Raw genomic sequence first — 18,393 nt, 5'->3', positions numbered from 1 at the left:
TATTAAGCGACGTAGCAGATGATCTCACCGCCCATGCTTGCTTTGCGAGCAGCACGGTCAGTCATCACACCTTTAGACGTGGACACGATAGCAACACCGAGACCGCCCATAACTTTCGGCAGATCAGTAGTGCGCTTGTAAATACGCAGGCCTGGACGGCTTACGCGTTGGATCAGTTCTACAACTGGCTTGCCCTGGAAATATTTCAGTTCAATTTCCAGTTCCGGCTTCACGTCACCAGCTACGGAGTAGCCAGCGATGTAACCTTCTTCTTTCAGCACTTTGGCGATAGCCACTTTCAGCTTGGAAGAAGGCATGGAAACCGCAACTTTGCTCGCCGCCTGACCGTTACGGATGCGGGTCAGCATATCCGCGATCGGATCTTGCATGCTCATAAGTCTAACTCCCGAGATTCGTTACCAAGAAGCCTTCTTCAGGCCCGGAATTTCGCCCTTCATGGCATGCTCACGCACCTTGATGCGAGACAGGCCAAACTTGCGCAGGAAACCGTGCGGACGACCAGTAATATTGCAACGGTTACGCTGGCGGGACGGACTGGAATCACGGGGCAGCTGTTGCAGTTGCAGTACAGCATCCCAACGCGCTTCTTCAGAAGCGTTCATGTCAACGATGATAGCTTTCAGCTCGGCACGCTTGGTCGCGTACTTGGCTACCAGCTTGGCACGCTTTGCTTCGCGCGCTTTCATGGATGTTTTAGCCATAACCCTAACCTTACTTGCGGAATGGGAAGTTAAAGGCAGCCAGCAGAGCACGGCCTTCTTCATCGGTATTCGCGGAAGTGGTGATGGTGATATCCAAACCACGGACGCGATCGACTTTGTCATAGTCGATTTCCGGGAAGATGATCTGCTCACGCACGCCCATGGAGTAGTTACCACGACCATCGAACGCTTTAGCGTTCAGGCCACGGAAGTCACGGATACGCGGTACGGAGATGCAGATCAGCCGTTCCAGGAACTCCCACATACGCTCGCCACGCAGGGTTACTTTACAACCTATCGGGTAGCCTTCACGAATCTTGAAGCCCGCAACAGATTTGCGAGCTTTGGTGATCAGCGGCTTCTGACCGGAAATGGCAGCCATATCGGCAGCAGCATTTTCCAGCAATTTCTTGTCAGAGATCGCTTCACCAACACCCATGTTCAGGGTGATTTTCTCGATCCGAGGGACTTGCATGATAGTCTTGTAACCGAACTGCTTTGACAGTTCATTTACTACATCGGATTTGTAGTAATCATGCAGTTTCGCCATCGTTAAACTCCAATTACTTCACAAGTTCGCCGGTGGATTTGAAGAAACGGACTTTTTTGCCGTCTTCAATCCGGAAACCAACGCGGTCAGCTTTGCCAGTGGCAGAGTTGAACAGCGCTACGTTTGATACATCGATGGGGGCTTCTTTGGTGACGATACCGCCAGCCTGACCCAGTGCGGGTACCGGCTTCTGGTGTTTCTTCACCTGGTTGATGCCTTCAACGATTACCTTACCTTTTGCAATCAGGACTTGAGTGACTTTGCCACGCTTGCCCTTGTCTTTGCCGGTAAGTACGATCACTTCGTCTTCGCGACGGATTTTAGCTGCCATCGTTCGACTCCTTACAGTACTTCGGGTGCCAGGGACACAATCTTCATGAACTTCTCATTACGCAGTTCACGGGTCACCGGGCCAAAAATACGAGTACCGATTGGCTGTTGGTTGTTGTTAAGCAACACAGCCGCATTGTTGTCGAAACGGATGACAGAGCCGTCCGGACGACGAACGCCTTTACGGGTGCGTACGACCACCGCGTTATACACATCACCTTTCTTCACTTTACCGCGAGGAATGGCTTCCTTGATGGAAACCTTGATGATGTCGCCGATGCCGGCGTAACGGCGGTGCGAGCCACCCAGAACCTTAATACACATTACACTGCGAGCGCCGGAGTTGTCGGCAACACCCAGCATACTTTGCATCTGGATCATCTTAGTGCTCCGCTTTGTTTACTTCTTATCCCTAATGGGATCTGGCTGCCTTCAAAAGGCGCGAAACTATAACACAGGATTTTCAGAAAAGGTAGCCTAAAAAACAAACGGCCCCGATAAGGGGCCGCTTGAACTACAAAGTACCGATTAGGCCTTTTCTAAGATCGCAACCAGGGTCCAGGACTTGGTCTTGGACAGCGGGCGGCATTCGCGGATTTCCACGAGATCGCCTGCTTTACACTCGTTGGTCTCGTCATGCACGTGCAGCTTGGTAGTGCGCTTGATGATCTTACCGTAGATCGGGTGCTTTACCTTGCGCTCGATAGCAACAGTGATGGACTTGTCCATCTTGTCGCTGATTACACGACCTTGCAGAGTACGGATCTTGTCAGTCATTACGCACCTGCCTTCTCAGTCAGTACAGTCTTGATACGTGCGACGTCACGACGCACTTGTTTCAGAGTGTGAGTCTGAGCCAGCTGGCCGGTGGACGCTTGCATGCGCATGTTGAATTGCTCACGCAGCAGGCCCAGCAGCTCCTGGTTCAGTTCTTCGACGCTCTTTTGACGCAGATCTTGGGCTTTCATCACATCACCGTCTTAATTACGAAAGTGGTCTGAACAGACAGCTTAGCTGCGGCCAGGGCAAACGCTTCACGCGCCAGAGCCTCAGGTACACCGTCCATCTCGTACAGAACCTTGCCAGGCTGGATCGGGCAAACCCAGTATTCCACGTTACCCTTACCTTTACCCATACGAACTTCGAGGGGCTTTTCGGTGATGGGCTTGTCCGGGAACACACGGATCCAGATCTTACCTTGACGCTTAACGTGACGGGTCATGGCACGACGGGCTGCTTCGATTTGACGAGCAGTCAGTTGGCCACGGGATGTCGCCTTCAGGCCAAAGGTACCGAAGGATACTTCGTTACCAGAGGTGGCCAGACCGCGGTTACGACCCTTATGGGTCTTGCGGAATTTAGTACGCTTAGGTTGCAACATTTACCGAATCTCCTTACTTAGCAGCGCGGCGCTTGTTGTCACGCTTGGGCTTTGCAGGAGCTTGCTCTTGAGCAGCGGCAGCGTTAACAGCAGCCAGACCGCCCAGAACTTCGCCCTTGAAGATCCAAACTTTAACGCCGATCACACCGTAAGTGGTGTGGGCTTCAGAAGTTGCGTAGTCGATGTCGGCACGCAGGGTGTGCAACGGCACACGACCTTCACGGTACCATTCGGTACGCGCGATTTCAGCGCCGCCCAGACGACCGGAAACTTCCACTTTGATGCCCTTGGCACCCAGGCGCATTGCGTTCTGTACGGCGCGCTTCATAGCACGACGGAACATGACACGACGCTCCAGCTGGGAAGTGATGCTGTCGGCAACGAGTTTGCCATCCAGCTCCGGCTTGCGGACTTCGGAAATGTTGATCTGAGCAGGCACGCCAGCAATAGTGGCTACAGCTTTGCGCAGTTTCTCAACGTCTTCGCCTTTCTTACCGATGACAACACCCGGACGAGCGGTGTGAATGGTCACACGGATGCTCTTGGCCGGACGCTCAATGGTGATCTTGGACAAGGACGCGTTTTTCAGTTCCTTGGTCAGGAACTGGCGTACTTGAAAATCGCTGTACAGGTTGTCAGCGAAGTCTTTGGTGTTCGCGAACCAGGTAGAATTCCAAGGCTTGGTAATACCCAGGCGAATGCCATTAGGATGTACTTTCTGACCCATTGCTTATCTCCCAGCCTTAGCGTCGGATACCACTACAGTGATGTGAGCGGTACGCTTGAGGATACGATCCGCACGACCTTTGGCACGCGGACGGATGCGCTTCATGGAGGGACCTTCGTCGACCATGATAGTAGCAACACGCAGCGCGTCGATATCAGCGCCTTCGTTGTGCTCAGCGTTTGCAATGGCAGATTCCAGCACTTTCTTAACCAGCACAGCAGCCTTTTTCGGGCTGAAGGTCAGGATATTCAGAGCCTTGTCTACGGACAGACCACGTACTTGATCGGCTACCAGACGAGCTTTCTGGGCAGAAGTACGGGCATAACGGTGTTTAGCGATAGCTTCCATCATTTATCCCTTAGCGCTTCTTAGCCTTCTTATCAGCAGCATGGCCGCGATAAGTACGAGTCGGTGCGAATTCACCCAGTTTGTGACCGATCATTTCTTCGGTAACGAAAACCGGAACGTGCTGACGACCATTATGGACAGCGATGGTCAAACCGATCATGTTCGGGATGATCATTGAACGACGGGACCAGGTCTTAACCGGCTTTTTATCCCCGCTTTCCACCGCTTTCTCTACCTTCTTCAGCAAGTGCAGGTCAATAAATGGACCCTTCTTGAGAGAACGTGGCATGGTGATTCCTCTATGTTAACAATTACTTGTTACGACGACGTACGATGTACTTGTCGGTACGCTTGTTCTTACGGGTCTTGAAGCCTTTAGCCTTCTGGCCCCATGGGGACACAGGCTGCATGCCTTTGTTACGACCCTCACCACCACCGTGCGGGTGATCAACCGGGTTCATCGCCATACCGCGAACGGTCGGACGAATACCACGCCAGCGGTTTGCACCGGCTTTACCCAGTTGACGCAACATGTGCTCGGAGTTACCGACTTCACCGATGGTAGCGCGGCACTCGGCCAGAACTTTACGTACTTCGCCGGAACGCAGACGCAGAGTTACATAGTTACCTTCACGAGCCAGGATCTGGATGAAAGTACCAGCGGAACGAGCCAGCTGGGCACCTTTACCAGGTTTCATCTCTACAGCGTGAACGGTAGAACCAACCGGGATGTTGCGCATCGGCAGGGCGTTACCTACCTTGATGGCAGCATCAGCACCAGAAGCGATTGCGTCACCAGCTTTCAGGCCTTTCGGAGCCAGGATGTAACGACGCTCACCGTCTGCATACAACACCAGAGCGATGTTAGCGGTACGGTTAGGATCATATTCCAGGCGCTCTACTTTAGCCGGGATACCGTCTTTGTCGCGTTTGAAGTCGACGATACGGTAGTGCTGCTTGTGACCACCACCGATATGACGGGTAGTGATACGGCCGTTGTTGTTACGACCACCGGACTTGCTTTTGCTGTCCAGCAGAGCGGCAAAGGGCTTGCCCTTGTACAGCTCTTGATTGACGATCTTGACGACGTGACGGCGGCCCGGAGAAGTAGGCTTGCACTTAACGATTGCCATTTTTGAGAACTCCTCTTACTCGGCTGCGCCCATGAAGTCGATGTCCTGACCAGCTTTCAGGGTCACATAAGCCTTTTTCCAATCGGAACGACGGCCTACACGCGCACCTGAGCGCTTGGTCTTACCCTTCATGTTCAGGGTACGGACGGTCTCAACTTCGACCTCGAACAGTTTCGCAACTGCAGCTTTGACTTCCGCCTTGGTGGCATCAACAGCAACTTTGAACACGATAGTGTTCTGCTTTTCTGCGACCATGGTGCTCTTTTCAGAGATGTGCGGAGCCTTCAGAACTTTCAACAGACGTTCTTCGCGGATCATGCCAGCATCTCCTCGATTTGCTTAACTGCGTCAGCAGTCATCAGAATCTTGTCGAAGGCGATCAGGCTGACCGGGTCGATACCGGCAACATCACGCACGTCGACCTTGTACAGGTTGCGAGCAGCCAGGAACAGGTTCTCATCGACTTCAGCAGTCACGATCAGAACGTCAGTCAGTTCCATCTCTTTCAGCTTGGCGATCAGTTCTTTGGTCTTCGGCGCTTCGATGCCGAATTTCTCGACAACGATCAGGCGCTCTTGACGTACCAGCTCGGACAGAATGCTACGGATAGCGCCGCGGTACATCTTCTTGTTTACTTTCTGGCTGTGATCTTGCGGCTTAGCAGCAAAAGTCACACCACCGGAACGCCAGATGGGCGAACGGATGGAGCCAGCACGGGCACGACCAGTACCCTTCTGACGCCACGGCTTTTTGCCGCCACCAGACACTTCAGAGCGAGTCAGCTGCGCACGAGTACCCTGACGGGCACCAGCGGCATATGCAACGACGACCTGGTGAACCAGAGCTTCGTTGAATTCGCGCCCGAAGGTAGTCTCGGAAACTTCAAGAGCGCTCTTGGCGTCTTTCATTACCAATTCCATTACTATCTCCTCAGACGTTACGCTTTGACGGCAGGTTTGACGATCACGTTGCCGTTGGTTGCACCCGGTACTGCGCCTTTGATGAGCAGCAGGTTGCGTTCAGCGTCAACACGAACCAGTTCCAGGTTCTGAGTCGTTACACGCTCAGCACCCATGTGACCAGCCATCTTTTTGCCCTTGAATACACGACCCGGAGTCTGGTTCTGACCGATAGAACCCGGAACGCGGTGAGACAAGGAGTTACCGTGGGTCATATCCTGGGTGCGGAAGTTGTGGCGCTTAACAGTACCAGCAAAGCCTTTACCTTTGGATGTGCCAGTAACGTCTACCAGCTTAACGTCAGCGAGAAGATCTACTTTCAGCTCGCTACCAACAGTGAAAGTTTCACCGTTGTTCAGGCGGAATTCCCACAGACCGCGACCGGCTTCTACACCAGCTTTGGCGAAGTGGCCAGCTTCCGGCTTGGTCACACGGCTGGCTTTCTTGGCGCCAGTGGTAACCTGAATAGCGTTGTAGCCGTCGGTTTCTACAGATTTGACCTGAGTTACACGGTTAGCTTCAACTTCGATAACAGTCACCGGGATAGAAACGCCATCTTCAGTGAAGATGCGAGTCATACCCACTTTGCGACCTACAAGACCGATTGTCATTGTTATCAACCTCTTTCCGTAATTAACCCAGGCTGATCTGGACGTCTACACCAGCTGCCAGATCCAGACGCATCAGGGCGTCTACGGTCTTGTCAGTCGGCTCAACGATGTCTACCAGACGCTTGTGAGTGCGGATCTCGTACTGATCACGCGCATCTTTGTTGACGTGCGGGGAGATCAGGACGGTGAAGCGCTCTTTGCGAGTCGGCAGCGGAATAGGACCGCGAACCTGCGCGCCGGTGCGCTTTGCAGTTTCAACGATTTCCGCAGTGGATTGATCGATCAGGCGATGATCAAAAGCCTTCAGGCGGATACGGATTCTTTGGTTCTGCATTGACAGAGCTCCAATAGATAAAAGAACATAAATCAACACCGCCCGACCGAGATTACTCCCGCCAGAGGTGTGATTTTTCACGTTTCCCCCCATATCGGGAGGACTGTATGGCTGGCTCCTGTAAACAGGACACTCAGCAGCAGACATATCGTCTGGCTTACCTCATGGGTAAGCGGAGGGAATTATACGGATTTTTCACGTTTGCGCAAGAGAGGGCGAACATATTGTGCGCAATTTTCTGTGACAGATGGATCTCTGTGACGGCCCCCGAAAAGGCTCTTCGATGAGAGGAATCACCTCAAGGAATGTCCGGCGTCAAGTCAAGCTCGTCAATGGGCTGATAGACTGCCGCTTTCTTCCGTTCATGACACGACAGCAATGATCAAAGATCAAAAGAAAGCCTACCAGTACGCGCTCAGCGCCGTGGCCCTCTGGTCCACTGTGGCAACGGCCTTCAAAATATCCCTCTCCTATTTCGCTCCGGTGCAACTGCTGCTGGTTGCAGCGCTGACCTCGACCCTGCTGCTGGGCTCCATCGTGCTCAAGCAGGGTAAACTGCCGCTACTCTGCAGCTATTTGCGCAGTCGCCCGCTCTATTACCTGATGCTGGGGGTGATGAATCCCTTCCTCTATTACCTGCTGCTATTCAAAGCCTATGATTTGCTGCCAGCACAGCAGGCACAGACCCTCAGCTACACCTGGGCCATCACCCTCACGCTGCTCTCTGTGCCATTCCTCGGTCAGACCCTGCGCCGCCGCGATGGGGTGGCGATCGTGCTGGGTTATTTCGGGGCCCTGGTGATTGCCACCAAGGGCGATGTCTTTGGGTTGCATTTTGAAAATCCCTTTGGGGTCGCGCTGGTGCTGCTCTCGACCCTTATCTGGGCCAGTTACTGGATCCTCAATACCCGCAATCAGGGGGACCCCGTCGTCAGCCTGCTGCTTGGTTTCATTATCAGCCTCCCCTTCATCGTACTCGCCACCTGGCTGCTGGCCGACTTCCAGCTGACCGCCTGGCAAGGCTGGCTGGGCGCCATCTATGTCGGGATCATCGAGATGGGGTTTGGCTTCGTACTCTGGCTGATGGCGATGCGCCATGCCACCAACACGGCTCCCATCAGCAACCTCATCTTTATTTCTCCTTTTGCCTCGCTAGTCTTGCTCCACCTGCTGGTCGGCGAGGCGATCCATCCCGCCACCCCCATCGGGCTGGGATTGATCGTGGCAGCCCTGCTGATCCAGCAACTGAGATATGGCAAGCGCTATCGCAAGGCGGCCGCTATCACGCCGGAAAAAGTAGTCTGATAATGCAGAAGGGCGTATCCACGGATACGCCCTTCTCTCAATCCATCCACTCCTGTGGCTGATGTTTCGGCAGTCGCATCTCGACCAGCAAGCCGCCGAGATCCGAGCGCCCCAGCCGGAGAGTGCCATGGTGCTGGGCGACGATCTTGGCCACGATGGCCAACCCCAAGCCACTGCCGCCGACGGTGCGCGCCACATTGCCCTGAGTAAAGGGCTTGAGCACCCGGGAGTAGTCCTGCTCCGCAATGCCGGGACCATCATCGGAGAGGCGCAAGCGCACCCAGTGCCCATCGTCCTTCAACTCGGCATGTAGCCTGCTTGCCCCATAACGCAACGAGTTGCTTGAGAGGTTGTTCAACACCCGCCGGATGCTAACCGGATTGCAGGCCACCCGCACCGCCTCTCGCGGCAGCGCCAGATCGACCTCCAGCCCCTGCTCCGAATAGATCAGCAGGGTATCGTGCACCAGCTGGGTCAGGTCGATCTGCTCCATATCCTGTCCCTCATCGGGGCGGATGTAGTCGATGAACTGATCGATGATGGCGTTGGACTCATCGATATCGGCGTTGATGCTCTCCTTGAGGTTCTCGTCACCGGAGGACATCATCTCGGTGGCCAGCCGGATGCGGGTCAGCGGGGTGCGCAAGTCATGCGAGACCCCGGCCATCATCAGGTTACGCTCCTCGATCAAGCGTTTGATGGAGCACGACATATGGTTGAAGGTCCGGGTCAGTCGGCGTACCTCCCGCGACCCCTGTTCCCCCAGTGCATCGGGAAAGTTGCCGCGCGCCACGGCTACGGCGCCGGCCTCCAGATCCTCCAGCGGACGAACCAACTGCCGGGCAAAGCGCCAGGCCGCAAACAGGGTGATCACCAGCAGCACGCTCAGATAGATGATGAGGGGTTCGATATCGTCATCTTCAATCTCGGTCAGCGGGATCCGCACCCAGATGTTGCTGGCCTGCGGCGGCTGGATCCAGATGATGTAGTGATCCTGGATCTCGACCCGCACCTTGGCCGGGCCACCCAGTTCGCGGCTGATGTTCTCCTCCAGATAGGGGTACGGCTTGGCATCGTTGAAGCCATGCGGCACCGCCTCGCTCTGGGTATAGATATCGGTACCGGTCGTCACATAGACCAGCTCGGCATCTTCACTCAGCGCCAGTTGTTCAGTGTTGACCGGAAAGATCAGCTTGACCTGATTGGCCAGCAAGTGGCTGATCTGCTTGACGGTAGGCGCCAGCAGATAGTTGTAGAAGGTGACGTAGGAGACCGCTTGATAGACCACCAGAACGGCGGCCAGAAACCAGAGCATGCGCGAGAACATGCTGCCGACCTTTTTCATGCACCGTCACCATCTGGCACGAACACATACCCCAACCCCCAGACAGTCTGCAGATAGCGGGGCTGGGCCGGATCCTGCTCCAGCAGGCGGCGCAAGCGGGAAACCTGCACGTCGATGCTGCGCTCGGTGGCAGTGTATTCACGGCCACGGGCCAGATTCATCAGCTTGTCGCGGGAGAGCGGTTCGCGCGGATGGCTGACCAGCACCTTGAGCACCGCAAATTCACCGCTGGTGAGCGCCATCGGCTCACCATCCCGGCTCAGATCGCGAGTAGCCAGATTGAGCTGGAAGGCCCCAAAGTTGACGACTTTCTCTGCGGCAGAGGGGGCCCCCGGCAGCTCGACAGTATGGCGACGCAGCACGGCACGGATCCGCGCCAGCAGTTCGCGGGGATTAAATGGCTTGGGCAGATAATCATCGGCCCCCATCTCGAGCCCGACGATGCGATCCACCTCATCCCCCTTGGCAGTGAGCATCAGCACCGGGATCTGGTTGCCCGCTTCCCGCAGACGACGGCAGATGGAGAGCCCATCCTCCCCCGGCAACATCAGGTCGAGCACCATCAGGCTGAAGTTTTCACGCGTCAGCAAGCGATCGGCCTGTTCGCCATTGGCCACGCCGCGCACCACAAATCCCTGCTCGGTGAGATAGCGCTCCAACAGGGAACGTAATTTCAGGTCATCGTCCACGACCAGAACCTTGTATTGCTGCTGACTCATTGCTTTGCCTCTTCATTCTTTAGCTGCCCCCAATACTAGGGGGCGATATAGCGGGAACAAAGCACAAATATGTTACCGCTTATGACTCATCTGGAGAGCGTGACGGCCATCAAGTCACCGCGCTGGCCAGCCACGCCCTGAATGGTGCCAGCCGAGCCATCACGATTTCCCTCGACAGCAAGAGGACAAAAGCTAATATTCCCGAGCAGTTAGCGATGAATACCCCTCTTTGACCAGGTTCGCATCACCATGAAGACAAAGCTGATCACCCGTGAAGGCTACAACAAGCTGAAAGAAGAGCTCGATTTCCTCTGGCGTCAGGAGCGACCCGAGGTCACCAAGAAAGTAGCCTGGGCTGCCAGCCTGGGAGATCGCAGCGAAAATGCCGACTACCAGTACAACAAGAAGCGGCTGCGGGAGATCGACCGGCGGGTGCGCTACCTGCGTAAATGCCTCGAAGAGCTGGGAATTGTCGATTATGCCCCCGCGCAGGAGGGCAAGGTCTTCTTCGGCGCCTGGGTTGAAGTGGAAAACGAAGAGGGCGAGACCAAGCGCTTTCGCATCGTCGGCTATGACGAGATCTTCGAGCGCAAGGATTACATCTCCATCGACTCCCCCATGGCCCGCGCCCTGCTCAAGAAAGAGGTCGGGGACGAAGCCATCGTCCGTACGCCTGTGGGTGACGCCTGCTGGTATATCAACGCAATCAGCTACCCCAAATAGTCGGACTGCTGGCGAGCGGCTTGCCACAGGCACATCCTGAGCAGCAGGAACCAAAGCAAGATAAGCGGCCCTCCCCTGCGACGTTATCAGTCTGACTGGTGCAGACCCCGGCGCAGGGTGGCATCCCGCTACACGACCCCATATAGTGCTCACACTTGGCGCCTGATGGCGCGGACTCGACCACAGAGGCCCTCAACAACATCATGATGCAAACTATAGAGAGACAGATTGCCGGTGAGCTCAATGCTCGCCCGGAACAGGTGCAGGCCGCGGTGCGCCTGCTGGATGAAGGCTCGACCGTGCCCTTTATCGCCCGTTACCGTAAAGAGGTGACCGGCGGTCTGGACGACAGCCAGCTGCGTACTCTGGAGAGCCGACTCGGCTATCTGCGTGAACTGGAAGATCGCCGTCAGGTGATCATTCGCTCCATCGAAGAGCAGGGCAAGCTGACTCCCGAGCTGGCCCGCGAGCTGAAGGGTGCCGACAGCAAGACCCGGCTGGAAGATCTCTACCTCCCCTACAAGCCCAAACGCCGCACCAAGGGGCAGATGGCGATCGAAGCCGGGCTGGAGCCGCTGGCCAACCTGCTGCTCAGCGACCCGATGCAGGATCCCGAGCAAGCGGCGGCCGCCTTCCTCAATGCCGAACAGGGCATTGCCGACAGCAAAGCGGCTCTCGATGGTGCCCGCTATATCCTGATGGAGCGCTTCGCCGAGCAAGCCGACCTGCTGGAGAAGCTGCGCGATTACCTGTGGCAGAATGCCACCTTGCGCGCCCGCGTGGTGGCAGGCAAGGAGCAGGAAGGGGCCAAGTTCAAGGACTATTTCGAACACGACGAACCACTGCACAAGGCCCCCTCACACCGGGTGCTGGCCATGCTGCGCGGCCGCAATGAGGGGATCCTCAATCTGGCGCTGGTCACCGGTGACGATGAGCGTGTCAGCCCCTGCGAAGGGATCATTGCCCACCACCTCAAGCTCAATCTGCAGAACCGCCCGGCGGACAAATGGCTGCAGGGGATCGTGAGCTGGACCTGGAAGATCAAGTTGTCGCTGCAGATGGAGACCGAGCTGATCGGCCGCATCCGCGAATCAGCCGAAGACGAGGCGATCAAGGTGTTCGCCATGAACCTCAAGGATCTGCTGATGGCGGCCCCGGCGGGCATGCGATGCACCATGGGGCTGGATCCGGGCATCCGCACCGGGGTCAAGGTGGCCGTAGTCGATGCCACCGGCAAACTGGTCGATCACGCCACCATCTATCCGTTCGAACCGAAACGCCAGATTGATCAGAGCCTCAAGACCCTGAGCGAGCTGTGCCAGAAGCACAAGGTCGAGCTCATCAGCATCGGCAACGGCACCGCCTCGCGGGAGACCGACCGGCTGGTGAGCGATCTGTTCGAACGCTACCCCAACGCCAAAGCGCAGAAAATCGTGGTGAGCGAAGCGGGGGCCTCAGTCTACTCCGCCTCCGAACTCGCCTCCCAGGAGTTCCCGGATCTCGACGTCTCGATCCGTGGCGCCGTCTCCATCGCCCGCCGTCTGCAAGACCCGCTGGCCGAGCTGGTCAAGATCGACCCCAAGAGTATCGGGGTGGGCCAGTATCAGCACGACGTCGGCCAGAGCCAGCTGGCCCGCCGACTGGATGCCGTGGTCGAGGATTGCGTGAACGCGGTCGGTGTCGATGTGAACACCGCTTCGGTCGCCCTGCTCAATCGGGTTTCCGGCCTCTCCCAGACGCTGGCCCAGAACATCGTCGCCTACCGGGATGAGAACGGCGCCTTCAAGAGCCGTCAGCAGTTGCTGAAAGTGAGCCGACTCGGCCCCAAAGCCTTCGAACAGTGCGCCGGCTTCCTGCGCATTCGCGGTGGCAGCAATCCGCTCGATAGCTCGGCGGTGCACCCGGAGTCCTATCCGGTGGTGGAGCGGATCCTCGCCAGACTGGAGCAAACAGTGGAGAGCCTGCTCGGCAACAGCAGCCTGCTGCGCAGCCTGAAACCGGCCGACTACACCGATGAGCAATTCGGCGTGCCCACTGTCACCGACATCATCGGCGAGCTGGACAAGCCGGGCCGCGACCCGCGCCCCGAGTTCAAAACCGCGACCTTCAGAGACGGGGTGGAGAAGATAAGCGACCTGGTGCCCGAGATGGTGCTGGAAGGGGTGGTCACCAACGTTACCAACTTCGGCGCCTTCGTCGATATCGGTGTCCATCAGGACGGGCTGGTGCACATCTCCTCCCTGACCGACCGTTTCATCAAGGATCCCCGCGAGGTGGTCAAGGCTGGCGACATAGTACGGGTCAAGGTGCTGGAAGTGGACGCCCCGCGCAAGCGGATCAGCCTGACCATGCGCCTCGATGAAAAAGCGGGGCAAGCTGCGCGCAAGCCGGCTGAAGCACGCAACAGCAGTGCTGGCAACACCAAACCAAGAAGTGAGCCGCGGCAAAGCGCCCCGATGGGGGGCGCCATGGGCAACGCCTTCGCGGCAGCGCTCTCCAAAGCGAAAAAGTAACGAAACCTTCCAGAAGCCCTCTGAATGCAAAAAGCCCCGCAAGGGGCTTTTTTACCAGAGAAGTTCAGGATTACTGGGCCAGGGCGGCAAGCATGCTCTCGGGCTCTCCATGCTGGGCCAGCCAGCCGCCAGCACCACTTTATTTGCTTGAAATGGGCACCTTCGGTTCCCTCTCCTCCGAGCTGCATCAGAAACTGCTCCATCTGCAGGTGAGGCGGCACACGTGGGAAGGTGGTGAAATCTTCCGCTTTGATTTCATCGAAATGCACGACAGCCCCTGAGAAGTTGGCATGGGCCTGATCTTCAGATTAGTTGCAAAACAGGTATCGCAGCTGAAAGTTTGGTGAGGGGGATTCAGATATGCAGGCTGAGGGACTGGTTAGCGGCCGGGCTGACGGCCTGTTGATAGTGGCCCGCGATGACGCTGTTGCGCTTGTCCATATAGGCGCTCAGCACGCAGCCCGATTTTGCGCTCTGCTCGGCCATCAGCTCTTTGCGCGCCTTGGCTTCACTCGCGGCGGCACTGCGCGCGACTGACAGGTCTTGAGTGGAGGGTTCGGCAGGGGCCAGCGCCGCAGAGTGGATCTGCTGCATTTTGGCGATGGTGGCTGCAGGGTCACCGGGCACCGCACCGGTATCGATCTGGACTTCGCCACCCGTCGCATAATGCTTGCCATCCGGCCCCTGGGTAAACTGATAGGTGGGCGAGCTGGCGTATTCACCACCCGCTGACTGGTGGGCCTGCTCGTGGGTGCGTACCTCCTGATCCCGCTCGATCAGATCCTGCACCTGTTGATCTTGCCGCTGTTGCTGCTCCTGATGTTTGGGATCTTGCTGTTTGCGCTGACCATCCTCACCGGTTGCCTCGACAAAGCGATTGTCTGGTAGTGTCGTCGGCGCTAATTGCCCGGTTTCACGGCTGTTCTGGGAGCTCTGATTGCTGGAGGCCTGACCGGCTTTGGATTTCTCTTTCTGGGAGCCGACTTCGGATTCGGCACTTGAGGCTTGACCCTGTCGGGCCTGCGGGATCAGCTCTGCCCGGCGATTATCCATCCTCGCCGCTTCCACCTGGGGTTGCAGCTGTGTCGGAATAAGGGGGGGCAGACTGACATTGATGTTCATCTCACACCCGGATGTCGATCAGGGTTCCCATCATGTCGCTGGCGGTCTGCACGACCTTGGCGGAAGCGCCAGCCTGCTGCTCGGCCACCTTGAGATTGACGAGCTCATCGGTCACTTGCACCTGATCCCCGCTGGGGGTGTTGAGGCGGGCGATCTGATTGGATGCCTTGTCGGCAATCTGCTCGGCTCGCTGAAATCCCTGTACCCCGCTGTTGAAAGCAGAATCAATACGCATGATGTTACTCCTCTGGTCATAGCTTAATTATCCGCCAGACCAGAGGATTAATGAAGCTTGCAGGCTGTTTTTTAGCCAACAAAATCTCGAACGATTTCAAAGAATTCGTCAGGGTGGGAGATAAAAGGTGCGTGTGAGGCCTTATTGAGGGTCACACTGCGGCTGGCAGGGTAGAGATCATCCAGCAGGGGAATGGCCGCCTTGGGTACCAATGAATCCAGTCGGCCATAGATCCGCAACCAGGGCAGATCCAGCTCCCGCAGCGGTTCGCGCAGGTCAATGTCGGCCAACAGCGTCAGCCCGGCCTCAAGTGCGGCAAACTGGGGCGCCGGGCGCTCGGCCAGCCAGTGGCGCAACTGACGGATATCATCTCGGGCATGTTCGCTGCCCATCGCCTGGATCGCCAGAAAGCGCTCTATGGTCTGGCGAAAATCCCCCGCCAACATCTGGTTGAAGCCGGTCAGTACCTTGGGGGCAATTCCGGGCCACTCGTCCCGCGCCATAAAGCAGGGAGAGCTGGCTACCGTGATCAGGGAGTGCAACCGATCGGGATGCGTCAGCGCCAACCGGCTTGCCACCAGACCGCCGAGCGACCAGCCAAGCAGATGGCACTTCTGCGGCAAGATGGCGGCCACCTGCTCGGCAAGCCAGGGCAGGCTGTAATCCACCTCGTCTGCCAGCAGGCTGTTGCCAAAACCGGGCAAATCTACCAGATGAACCCGATAGTGGGGCGCCAACTGTTGGGCAATACCATGCCAGACCGCACCGTTCATCCCCCAACCGTGCAACAGCACCAGATCGGGCCCCTGGCCAAACTGCTCTACCGATATGCTCATCTAGACTCAAGATCCCTGTTCATGCTCTTGGGGTCAGCATGTTAAAGCGACTGCTCGCTAAAGCAAGCCCGCTGCTCGGCAACCACGGCGACTGGCAAGGGAGTTGCCTGCTCTGTCATCAGCCTTGCGACAACGAGCCCCTGCTCTGCAGCTGGTGTCGGCAGGCGCTGCACCAGTCACAGCCGAGATGCCACCTCTGCGCCGCACCGCTGGCTGACTATATAGAAGAGAGCACACCGGTCTGTGGTCGCTGCCAGCGCAGGCCTCCCCCCTGGGAGCGGTTGCAGGTGATCGGCGACTACCAGGCTCCCTACCCCATGCTGATCCCCCGGCTCAAATATTCCGGCCAGATCCTGCTGGCGCCGCTACTGGCACGCCTCTTGGCCGATCATCTGGATGGCCGCGAGCCGCCGGAGGCGATCATTCCGGTTCCCCTGCACTGGTGGCGGCAGTGGCGGCGAGGGTTCAATCAGGCGGAGGAGATCGCGCAAGCCCTTGGCGAGTTCACCGACATTCCCTGCGACAACACTTTGTTGCAGCGCATCAAGGCGACCCCGCAACAAACAACCCTGAGCGCCGGGCAACGGCGGCGCAATCTGCGCGGGGCATTCCGGATCCGCCCCCACCACTATCGCCATGTCGCCCTGCTCGATGACGTCGTGACCACAGGCGCCACCGCTGGGCAGCTCAGCCGTTTGCTCCATGAGAGCGGCATCACAAAGGTAGAAGTATGGGCAATCTGTCGAACCCTGCGGCACAACAAGTAGCCATCGGCATGCTACCCAAGCATTAATAACCGCGTTATCATGAATACCCTAGTCGTACACTCAGGTTTATGAGGATAGTGATGATCAGCATTTCCGACGCCGCCCAGGCCCATTTCCGTAAACTGCTGGAAAAACAGCCTGATGGCACCAATATCCGGGTGTTTGTGGTCAATCCGGGAACCCAGAATGCCGAGTGTGGCGTATCGTATTGCCCGCCCGATGCCGTGGACCCGGAAGATCAACACCTGCCCTTCAGCGGCTTCGACTGCATGGTTGATCCCCTGAGCGCCCCCTTCCTGGTGGATGCCACCATCGACTTCGTGACCGATCAGATGGGCTCCCAGCTCACCCTGAAAGCACCGAACGCCAAGATGCGTAAAGTGGCCGACGACGCGCCGCTGATCGAGCGCATCGAGTACGTGTTGATGTCCGAAGTGAACCCCATGCTGGCCGGTCACGGTGGCAAAGTCACCCTGGTCGAGCTGACTGAAGACAAACTGGCCATCCTGCAGTTTGGCGGTGGTTGCAACGGTTGCTCCATGGTCGATTACACCCTGAAAGAGGGAATCGAGAAGCAGCTGCTGGAGAAGTTCCCGGGTGAGCTCAACGGTGTGAAAGACGCCACCGAGCACCAGCGCGGCGACCACTCCTACTACTGATTTGCAGCCCTTGCAGCAAAGAAAAGGCCCCGCCATCTGGAGGGGCCTTTTGCATGGGCAATCGGCAGATTACTCGTCCTTCTTGTCTCGCGACAGCAGGGCGATGGCCGCCTCTTTCGGGTTCTTACCCTCGTAAAGCACCTTGAAGATCTGCTCGCAGATGGGCATCTCGACGCCGCAGCGGGCCGCCAGCAGATGCACCTCTTTGGTGTTGCGATATCCCTCCACCACCTGACCGATCTCGGTCATGGCGGTGTTCACATCCTTGCCAGCCCCGAGGGCCAGCCCGAAGCGACGGTTGCGCGACTGGTTGTCGGTACAGGTGAGCACCAGATCCCCGAGCCCCGCCATCCCCATAAAGGTTTTGGCATCGGCACCCAGCGCAGCCCCCAGACGCTGCATCTCCACCAGACCCCGGGTGATGAGCGCGGTTCTGGCATTGGCGCCAAACCCGAGCCCGTCGGAGAGACCGGCACCGATGGCGATGACGTTCTTCACCGCCCCACCCAGCTGTAGACCGACGAAGTCCGGATTGGTATAGACCCGGAACGAGCGGCCACAGTGCAGTAGGTGGGAGAGATCGTCGGCGAACTCGTCGTGAGTCGAGGCGACCGAGATGGCGGTCGGCAAACCGGCAGCCAGCTCCTTGGCGAAGGTGGGGCCGGAGATGACCGCCAGCGGCATCTCGTCACCCAGCACTTCACGAGCCACATCCTGCAGCAGACGGCCACTGTCCGGCTCCAGACCCTTGGTGGCCCAGGCGATACGGGTATCGGGGCGCAGGAAGGGCTTGATCCGGGTCAGCACATCGCCAAATACATGGCTCGGCACGACCAGCAGCAGCACGGGGGCAGCCTGTACCGCACGTTGCAGATCCGCAGTTAGCTGCAGATCGGCAGGAAAAGGGACATCAGGCAGAAAAGCCTTGTTGCAGCGGTCTTGTTCCAGCTCGGCGACATGAGCAGGGTCGTGACCCCACAGCAGGGTCGGATGACCGTTGCGCGCCAGAGAAATGGCAAGGGCGGAGCCATAAGACCCCGCCCCCAAGACCGAGATAGCGATCTGGTCAGCCAT

27 protein-coding genes are annotated in these 18,393 nt (G+C 57.5%); 5 read left to right on the top strand and 22 right to left on the bottom strand.

Translation table 11 applies throughout. The features are described from left to right. Nucleotides 1-2: 2 nt before the first annotated feature. From rpsH to rpsJ, 16 genes are all read right to left on the bottom strand, one after another. Nucleotides 3-395 carry a 30S ribosomal protein S8 gene (gene rpsH / locus NMD14_00970; GenBank protein XEI33098.1) on the bottom strand — a complete coding sequence of 131 codons (393 nt, stop codon included), beginning with the start codon at nt 393-395 and terminating at the stop codon, nt 3-5. A 21-nt stretch (nt 396-416) separates the two neighbouring features. Next, on the bottom strand, nt 417-722 hold the full coding sequence (gene rpsN, locus NMD14_00965; GenBank protein ID XEI33097.1) for a 30S ribosomal protein S14: 306 nt from the start codon (nt 720-722) through the stop codon (nt 417-419). 10 nt (nt 723-732) lie between these two features. Further along, the gene (gene rplE / locus NMD14_00960) at nt 733-1,272 is read right to left on the bottom strand and encodes a 50S ribosomal protein L5 (protein XEI33096.1); all 540 of its coding nucleotides are present in this window, start codon (nt 1,270-1,272) and stop codon (nt 733-735) included. A gap of 13 nt (nt 1,273-1,285) precedes the next feature. Then, complete coding sequence (gene rplX / locus NMD14_00955) at nt 1,286-1,603, bottom strand: 50S ribosomal protein L24 (protein ID XEI33095.1); 318 nt, start codon at nt 1,601-1,603, stop codon at nt 1,286-1,288. Nucleotides 1,604-1,614: 11 nt separating this feature from the next. Next, on the bottom strand, nt 1,615-1,983 hold the full coding sequence (gene rplN, locus NMD14_00950; GenBank protein ID XEI33094.1) for a 50S ribosomal protein L14: 369 nt from the start codon (nt 1,981-1,983) through the stop codon (nt 1,615-1,617). Nucleotides 1,984-2,130: 147 nt separating this feature from the next. Then, nucleotides 2,131-2,379, bottom strand: a complete 249-nt coding sequence (gene rpsQ / locus NMD14_00945; GenBank protein ID XEI33093.1) for a 30S ribosomal protein S17 — start codon at nt 2,377-2,379, stop codon at nt 2,131-2,133. Next, nucleotides 2,379-2,570, bottom strand: coding sequence for a 50S ribosomal protein L29 (gene rpmC / locus NMD14_00940; GenBank protein XEI33092.1), 192 nt, complete (start codon nt 2,568-2,570; stop codon nt 2,379-2,381). The genes rpsQ and rpmC overlap by 1 nt, the downstream gene beginning before the upstream one ends. Continuing rightward, nucleotides 2,570-2,983: a 50S ribosomal protein L16 gene (gene rplP / locus NMD14_00935; protein ID XEI33091.1), complete on the bottom strand. Its 414-nt coding sequence runs from the start codon at nt 2,981-2,983 to the stop codon at nt 2,570-2,572. The genes rpmC and rplP overlap by 1 nt, the downstream gene beginning before the upstream one ends. 13 nt (nt 2,984-2,996) lie before the next feature. After that, nucleotides 2,997-3,710 (bottom strand): 30S ribosomal protein S3, encoded by a 714-nt coding sequence (rpsC, locus tag NMD14_00930; GenBank protein ID XEI33090.1) that lies wholly within the window; start codon nt 3,708-3,710, stop codon nt 2,997-2,999. 3 nt (nt 3,711-3,713) lie between these two features. Then, on the bottom strand, nt 3,714-4,058 hold the full coding sequence (gene rplV / locus NMD14_00925) for a 50S ribosomal protein L22 (protein XEI34688.1): 345 nt from the start codon (nt 4,056-4,058) through the stop codon (nt 3,714-3,716). Between the two features lie 10 nt (nt 4,059-4,068). Then, on the bottom strand, nt 4,069-4,347 hold the full coding sequence (gene rpsS / locus NMD14_00920; protein ID XEI33089.1) for a 30S ribosomal protein S19: 279 nt from the start codon (nt 4,345-4,347) through the stop codon (nt 4,069-4,071). Nucleotides 4,348-4,369: 22 nt separating this feature from the next. Next, the gene (gene rplB, locus NMD14_00915; GenBank protein ID XEI33088.1) at nt 4,370-5,191 is read right to left on the bottom strand and encodes a 50S ribosomal protein L2; all 822 of its coding nucleotides are present in this window, start codon (nt 5,189-5,191) and stop codon (nt 4,370-4,372) included. A gap of 15 nt (nt 5,192-5,206) precedes the next feature. Beyond that, nucleotides 5,207-5,509 (bottom strand): 50S ribosomal protein L23, encoded by a 303-nt coding sequence (rplW, locus tag NMD14_00910; protein XEI33087.1) that lies wholly within the window; start codon nt 5,507-5,509, stop codon nt 5,207-5,209. Continuing rightward, complete coding sequence (rplD, locus tag NMD14_00905) at nt 5,506-6,111, bottom strand: 50S ribosomal protein L4 (GenBank protein ID XEI33086.1); 606 nt, start codon at nt 6,109-6,111, stop codon at nt 5,506-5,508. The genes rplW and rplD overlap by 4 nt, the downstream gene beginning before the upstream one ends. 17 nt (nt 6,112-6,128) lie before the next feature. Further along, nucleotides 6,129-6,761: a 50S ribosomal protein L3 gene (rplC, locus tag NMD14_00900; protein ID XEI33085.1), complete on the bottom strand. Its 633-nt coding sequence runs from the start codon at nt 6,759-6,761 to the stop codon at nt 6,129-6,131. A 22-nt stretch (nt 6,762-6,783) separates the two neighbouring features. Beyond that, nucleotides 6,784-7,095, bottom strand: a complete 312-nt coding sequence (rpsJ, locus tag NMD14_00895) for a 30S ribosomal protein S10 (protein XEI34687.1) — start codon at nt 7,093-7,095, stop codon at nt 6,784-6,786. A 378-nt stretch (nt 7,096-7,473) separates the two neighbouring features. Between rpsJ and NMD14_00890 the strand changes: the two genes are divergently transcribed. Continuing rightward, entirely contained in the window at nt 7,474-8,400 is a 927-nt protein-coding gene (locus NMD14_00890; GenBank protein ID XEI33084.1) for a DMT family transporter, read from the top strand. 37 nt (nt 8,401-8,437) lie between these two features. Here the strand turns inward: NMD14_00890 and envZ are convergent, their stop codons facing one another. Together envZ and ompR are read right to left on the bottom strand one after the other, a co-directional pair. Next, complete coding sequence (envZ, locus tag NMD14_00885; protein ID XEI33083.1) at nt 8,438-9,745, bottom strand: two-component system sensor histidine kinase EnvZ; 1,308 nt, start codon at nt 9,743-9,745, stop codon at nt 8,438-8,440. Beyond that, the gene (gene ompR, locus NMD14_00880) at nt 9,742-10,464 is read right to left on the bottom strand and encodes a two-component system response regulator OmpR (protein XEI33082.1); all 723 of its coding nucleotides are present in this window, start codon (nt 10,462-10,464) and stop codon (nt 9,742-9,744) included. Before ompR ends, envZ begins: the two co-directional genes overlap by 4 nt. Before the next feature lie 249 nt (nt 10,465-10,713). Between ompR and greB the strand changes: the two genes are divergently transcribed. Together greB and NMD14_00870 are read left to right on the top strand one after the other, a co-directional pair. Further along, nucleotides 10,714-11,187, top strand: a complete 474-nt coding sequence (greB, locus tag NMD14_00875; GenBank protein ID XEI33081.1) for a transcription elongation factor GreB — start codon at nt 10,714-10,716, stop codon at nt 11,185-11,187. Between the two features lie 203 nt (nt 11,188-11,390). After that, entirely contained in the window at nt 11,391-13,700 is a 2,310-nt protein-coding gene (locus NMD14_00870; protein XEI33080.1) for an RNA-binding transcriptional accessory protein, read from the top strand. A 354-nt stretch (nt 13,701-14,054) separates the two neighbouring features. Here NMD14_00870 and NMD14_00865 read toward each other — a convergent pair whose 3' ends face one another. From NMD14_00865 to bioH, 3 genes are all read right to left on the bottom strand, one after another. Further along, entirely contained in the window at nt 14,055-14,822 is a 768-nt protein-coding gene (locus tag NMD14_00865) for a hypothetical protein (protein ID XEI33079.1), read from the bottom strand. A 1-nt stretch (nt 14,823) separates the two neighbouring features. After that, a complete protein-coding gene (locus NMD14_00860) occupies nt 14,824-15,057 on the bottom strand; it encodes a flagellar biosynthesis protein FlgE (GenBank protein ID XEI33078.1) in 234 nt (77 codons plus the stop codon). Nucleotides 15,058-15,128: 71 nt separating this feature from the next. Continuing rightward, on the bottom strand, nt 15,129-15,893 hold the full coding sequence (gene bioH / locus NMD14_00855) for a pimeloyl-ACP methyl ester esterase BioH (protein ID XEI33077.1): 765 nt from the start codon (nt 15,891-15,893) through the stop codon (nt 15,129-15,131). A gap of 38 nt (nt 15,894-15,931) precedes the next feature. On the opposite strand from bioH, the gene NMD14_00850 reads away from it, so the two are divergent. Beyond that, entirely contained in the window at nt 15,932-16,660 is a 729-nt protein-coding gene (locus NMD14_00850) for a ComF family protein (GenBank protein XEI33076.1), read from the top strand. 80 nt (nt 16,661-16,740) lie between these two features. Continuing rightward, nucleotides 16,741-17,319 (top strand): Fe-S biogenesis protein NfuA, encoded by a 579-nt coding sequence (gene nfuA, locus NMD14_00845; GenBank protein XEI33075.1) that lies wholly within the window; start codon nt 16,741-16,743, stop codon nt 17,317-17,319. A 69-nt stretch (nt 17,320-17,388) separates the two neighbouring features. Here nfuA and gpsA read toward each other — a convergent pair whose 3' ends face one another. Further along, complete coding sequence (gpsA, locus tag NMD14_00840; protein ID XEI33074.1) at nt 17,389-18,393, bottom strand: NAD(P)H-dependent glycerol-3-phosphate dehydrogenase; 1,005 nt, start codon at nt 18,391-18,393, stop codon at nt 17,389-17,391.

Source organism: Aeromonas veronii (assembly GCA_041319085.1).
Lineage (GTDB): Bacteria > Pseudomonadota > Gammaproteobacteria > Enterobacterales > Aeromonadaceae > Aeromonas > Aeromonas veronii_F.
Note: the sequence above shows the minus strand (reverse complement) of the source record. Positions and strands in the feature narration are given on the sequence as shown.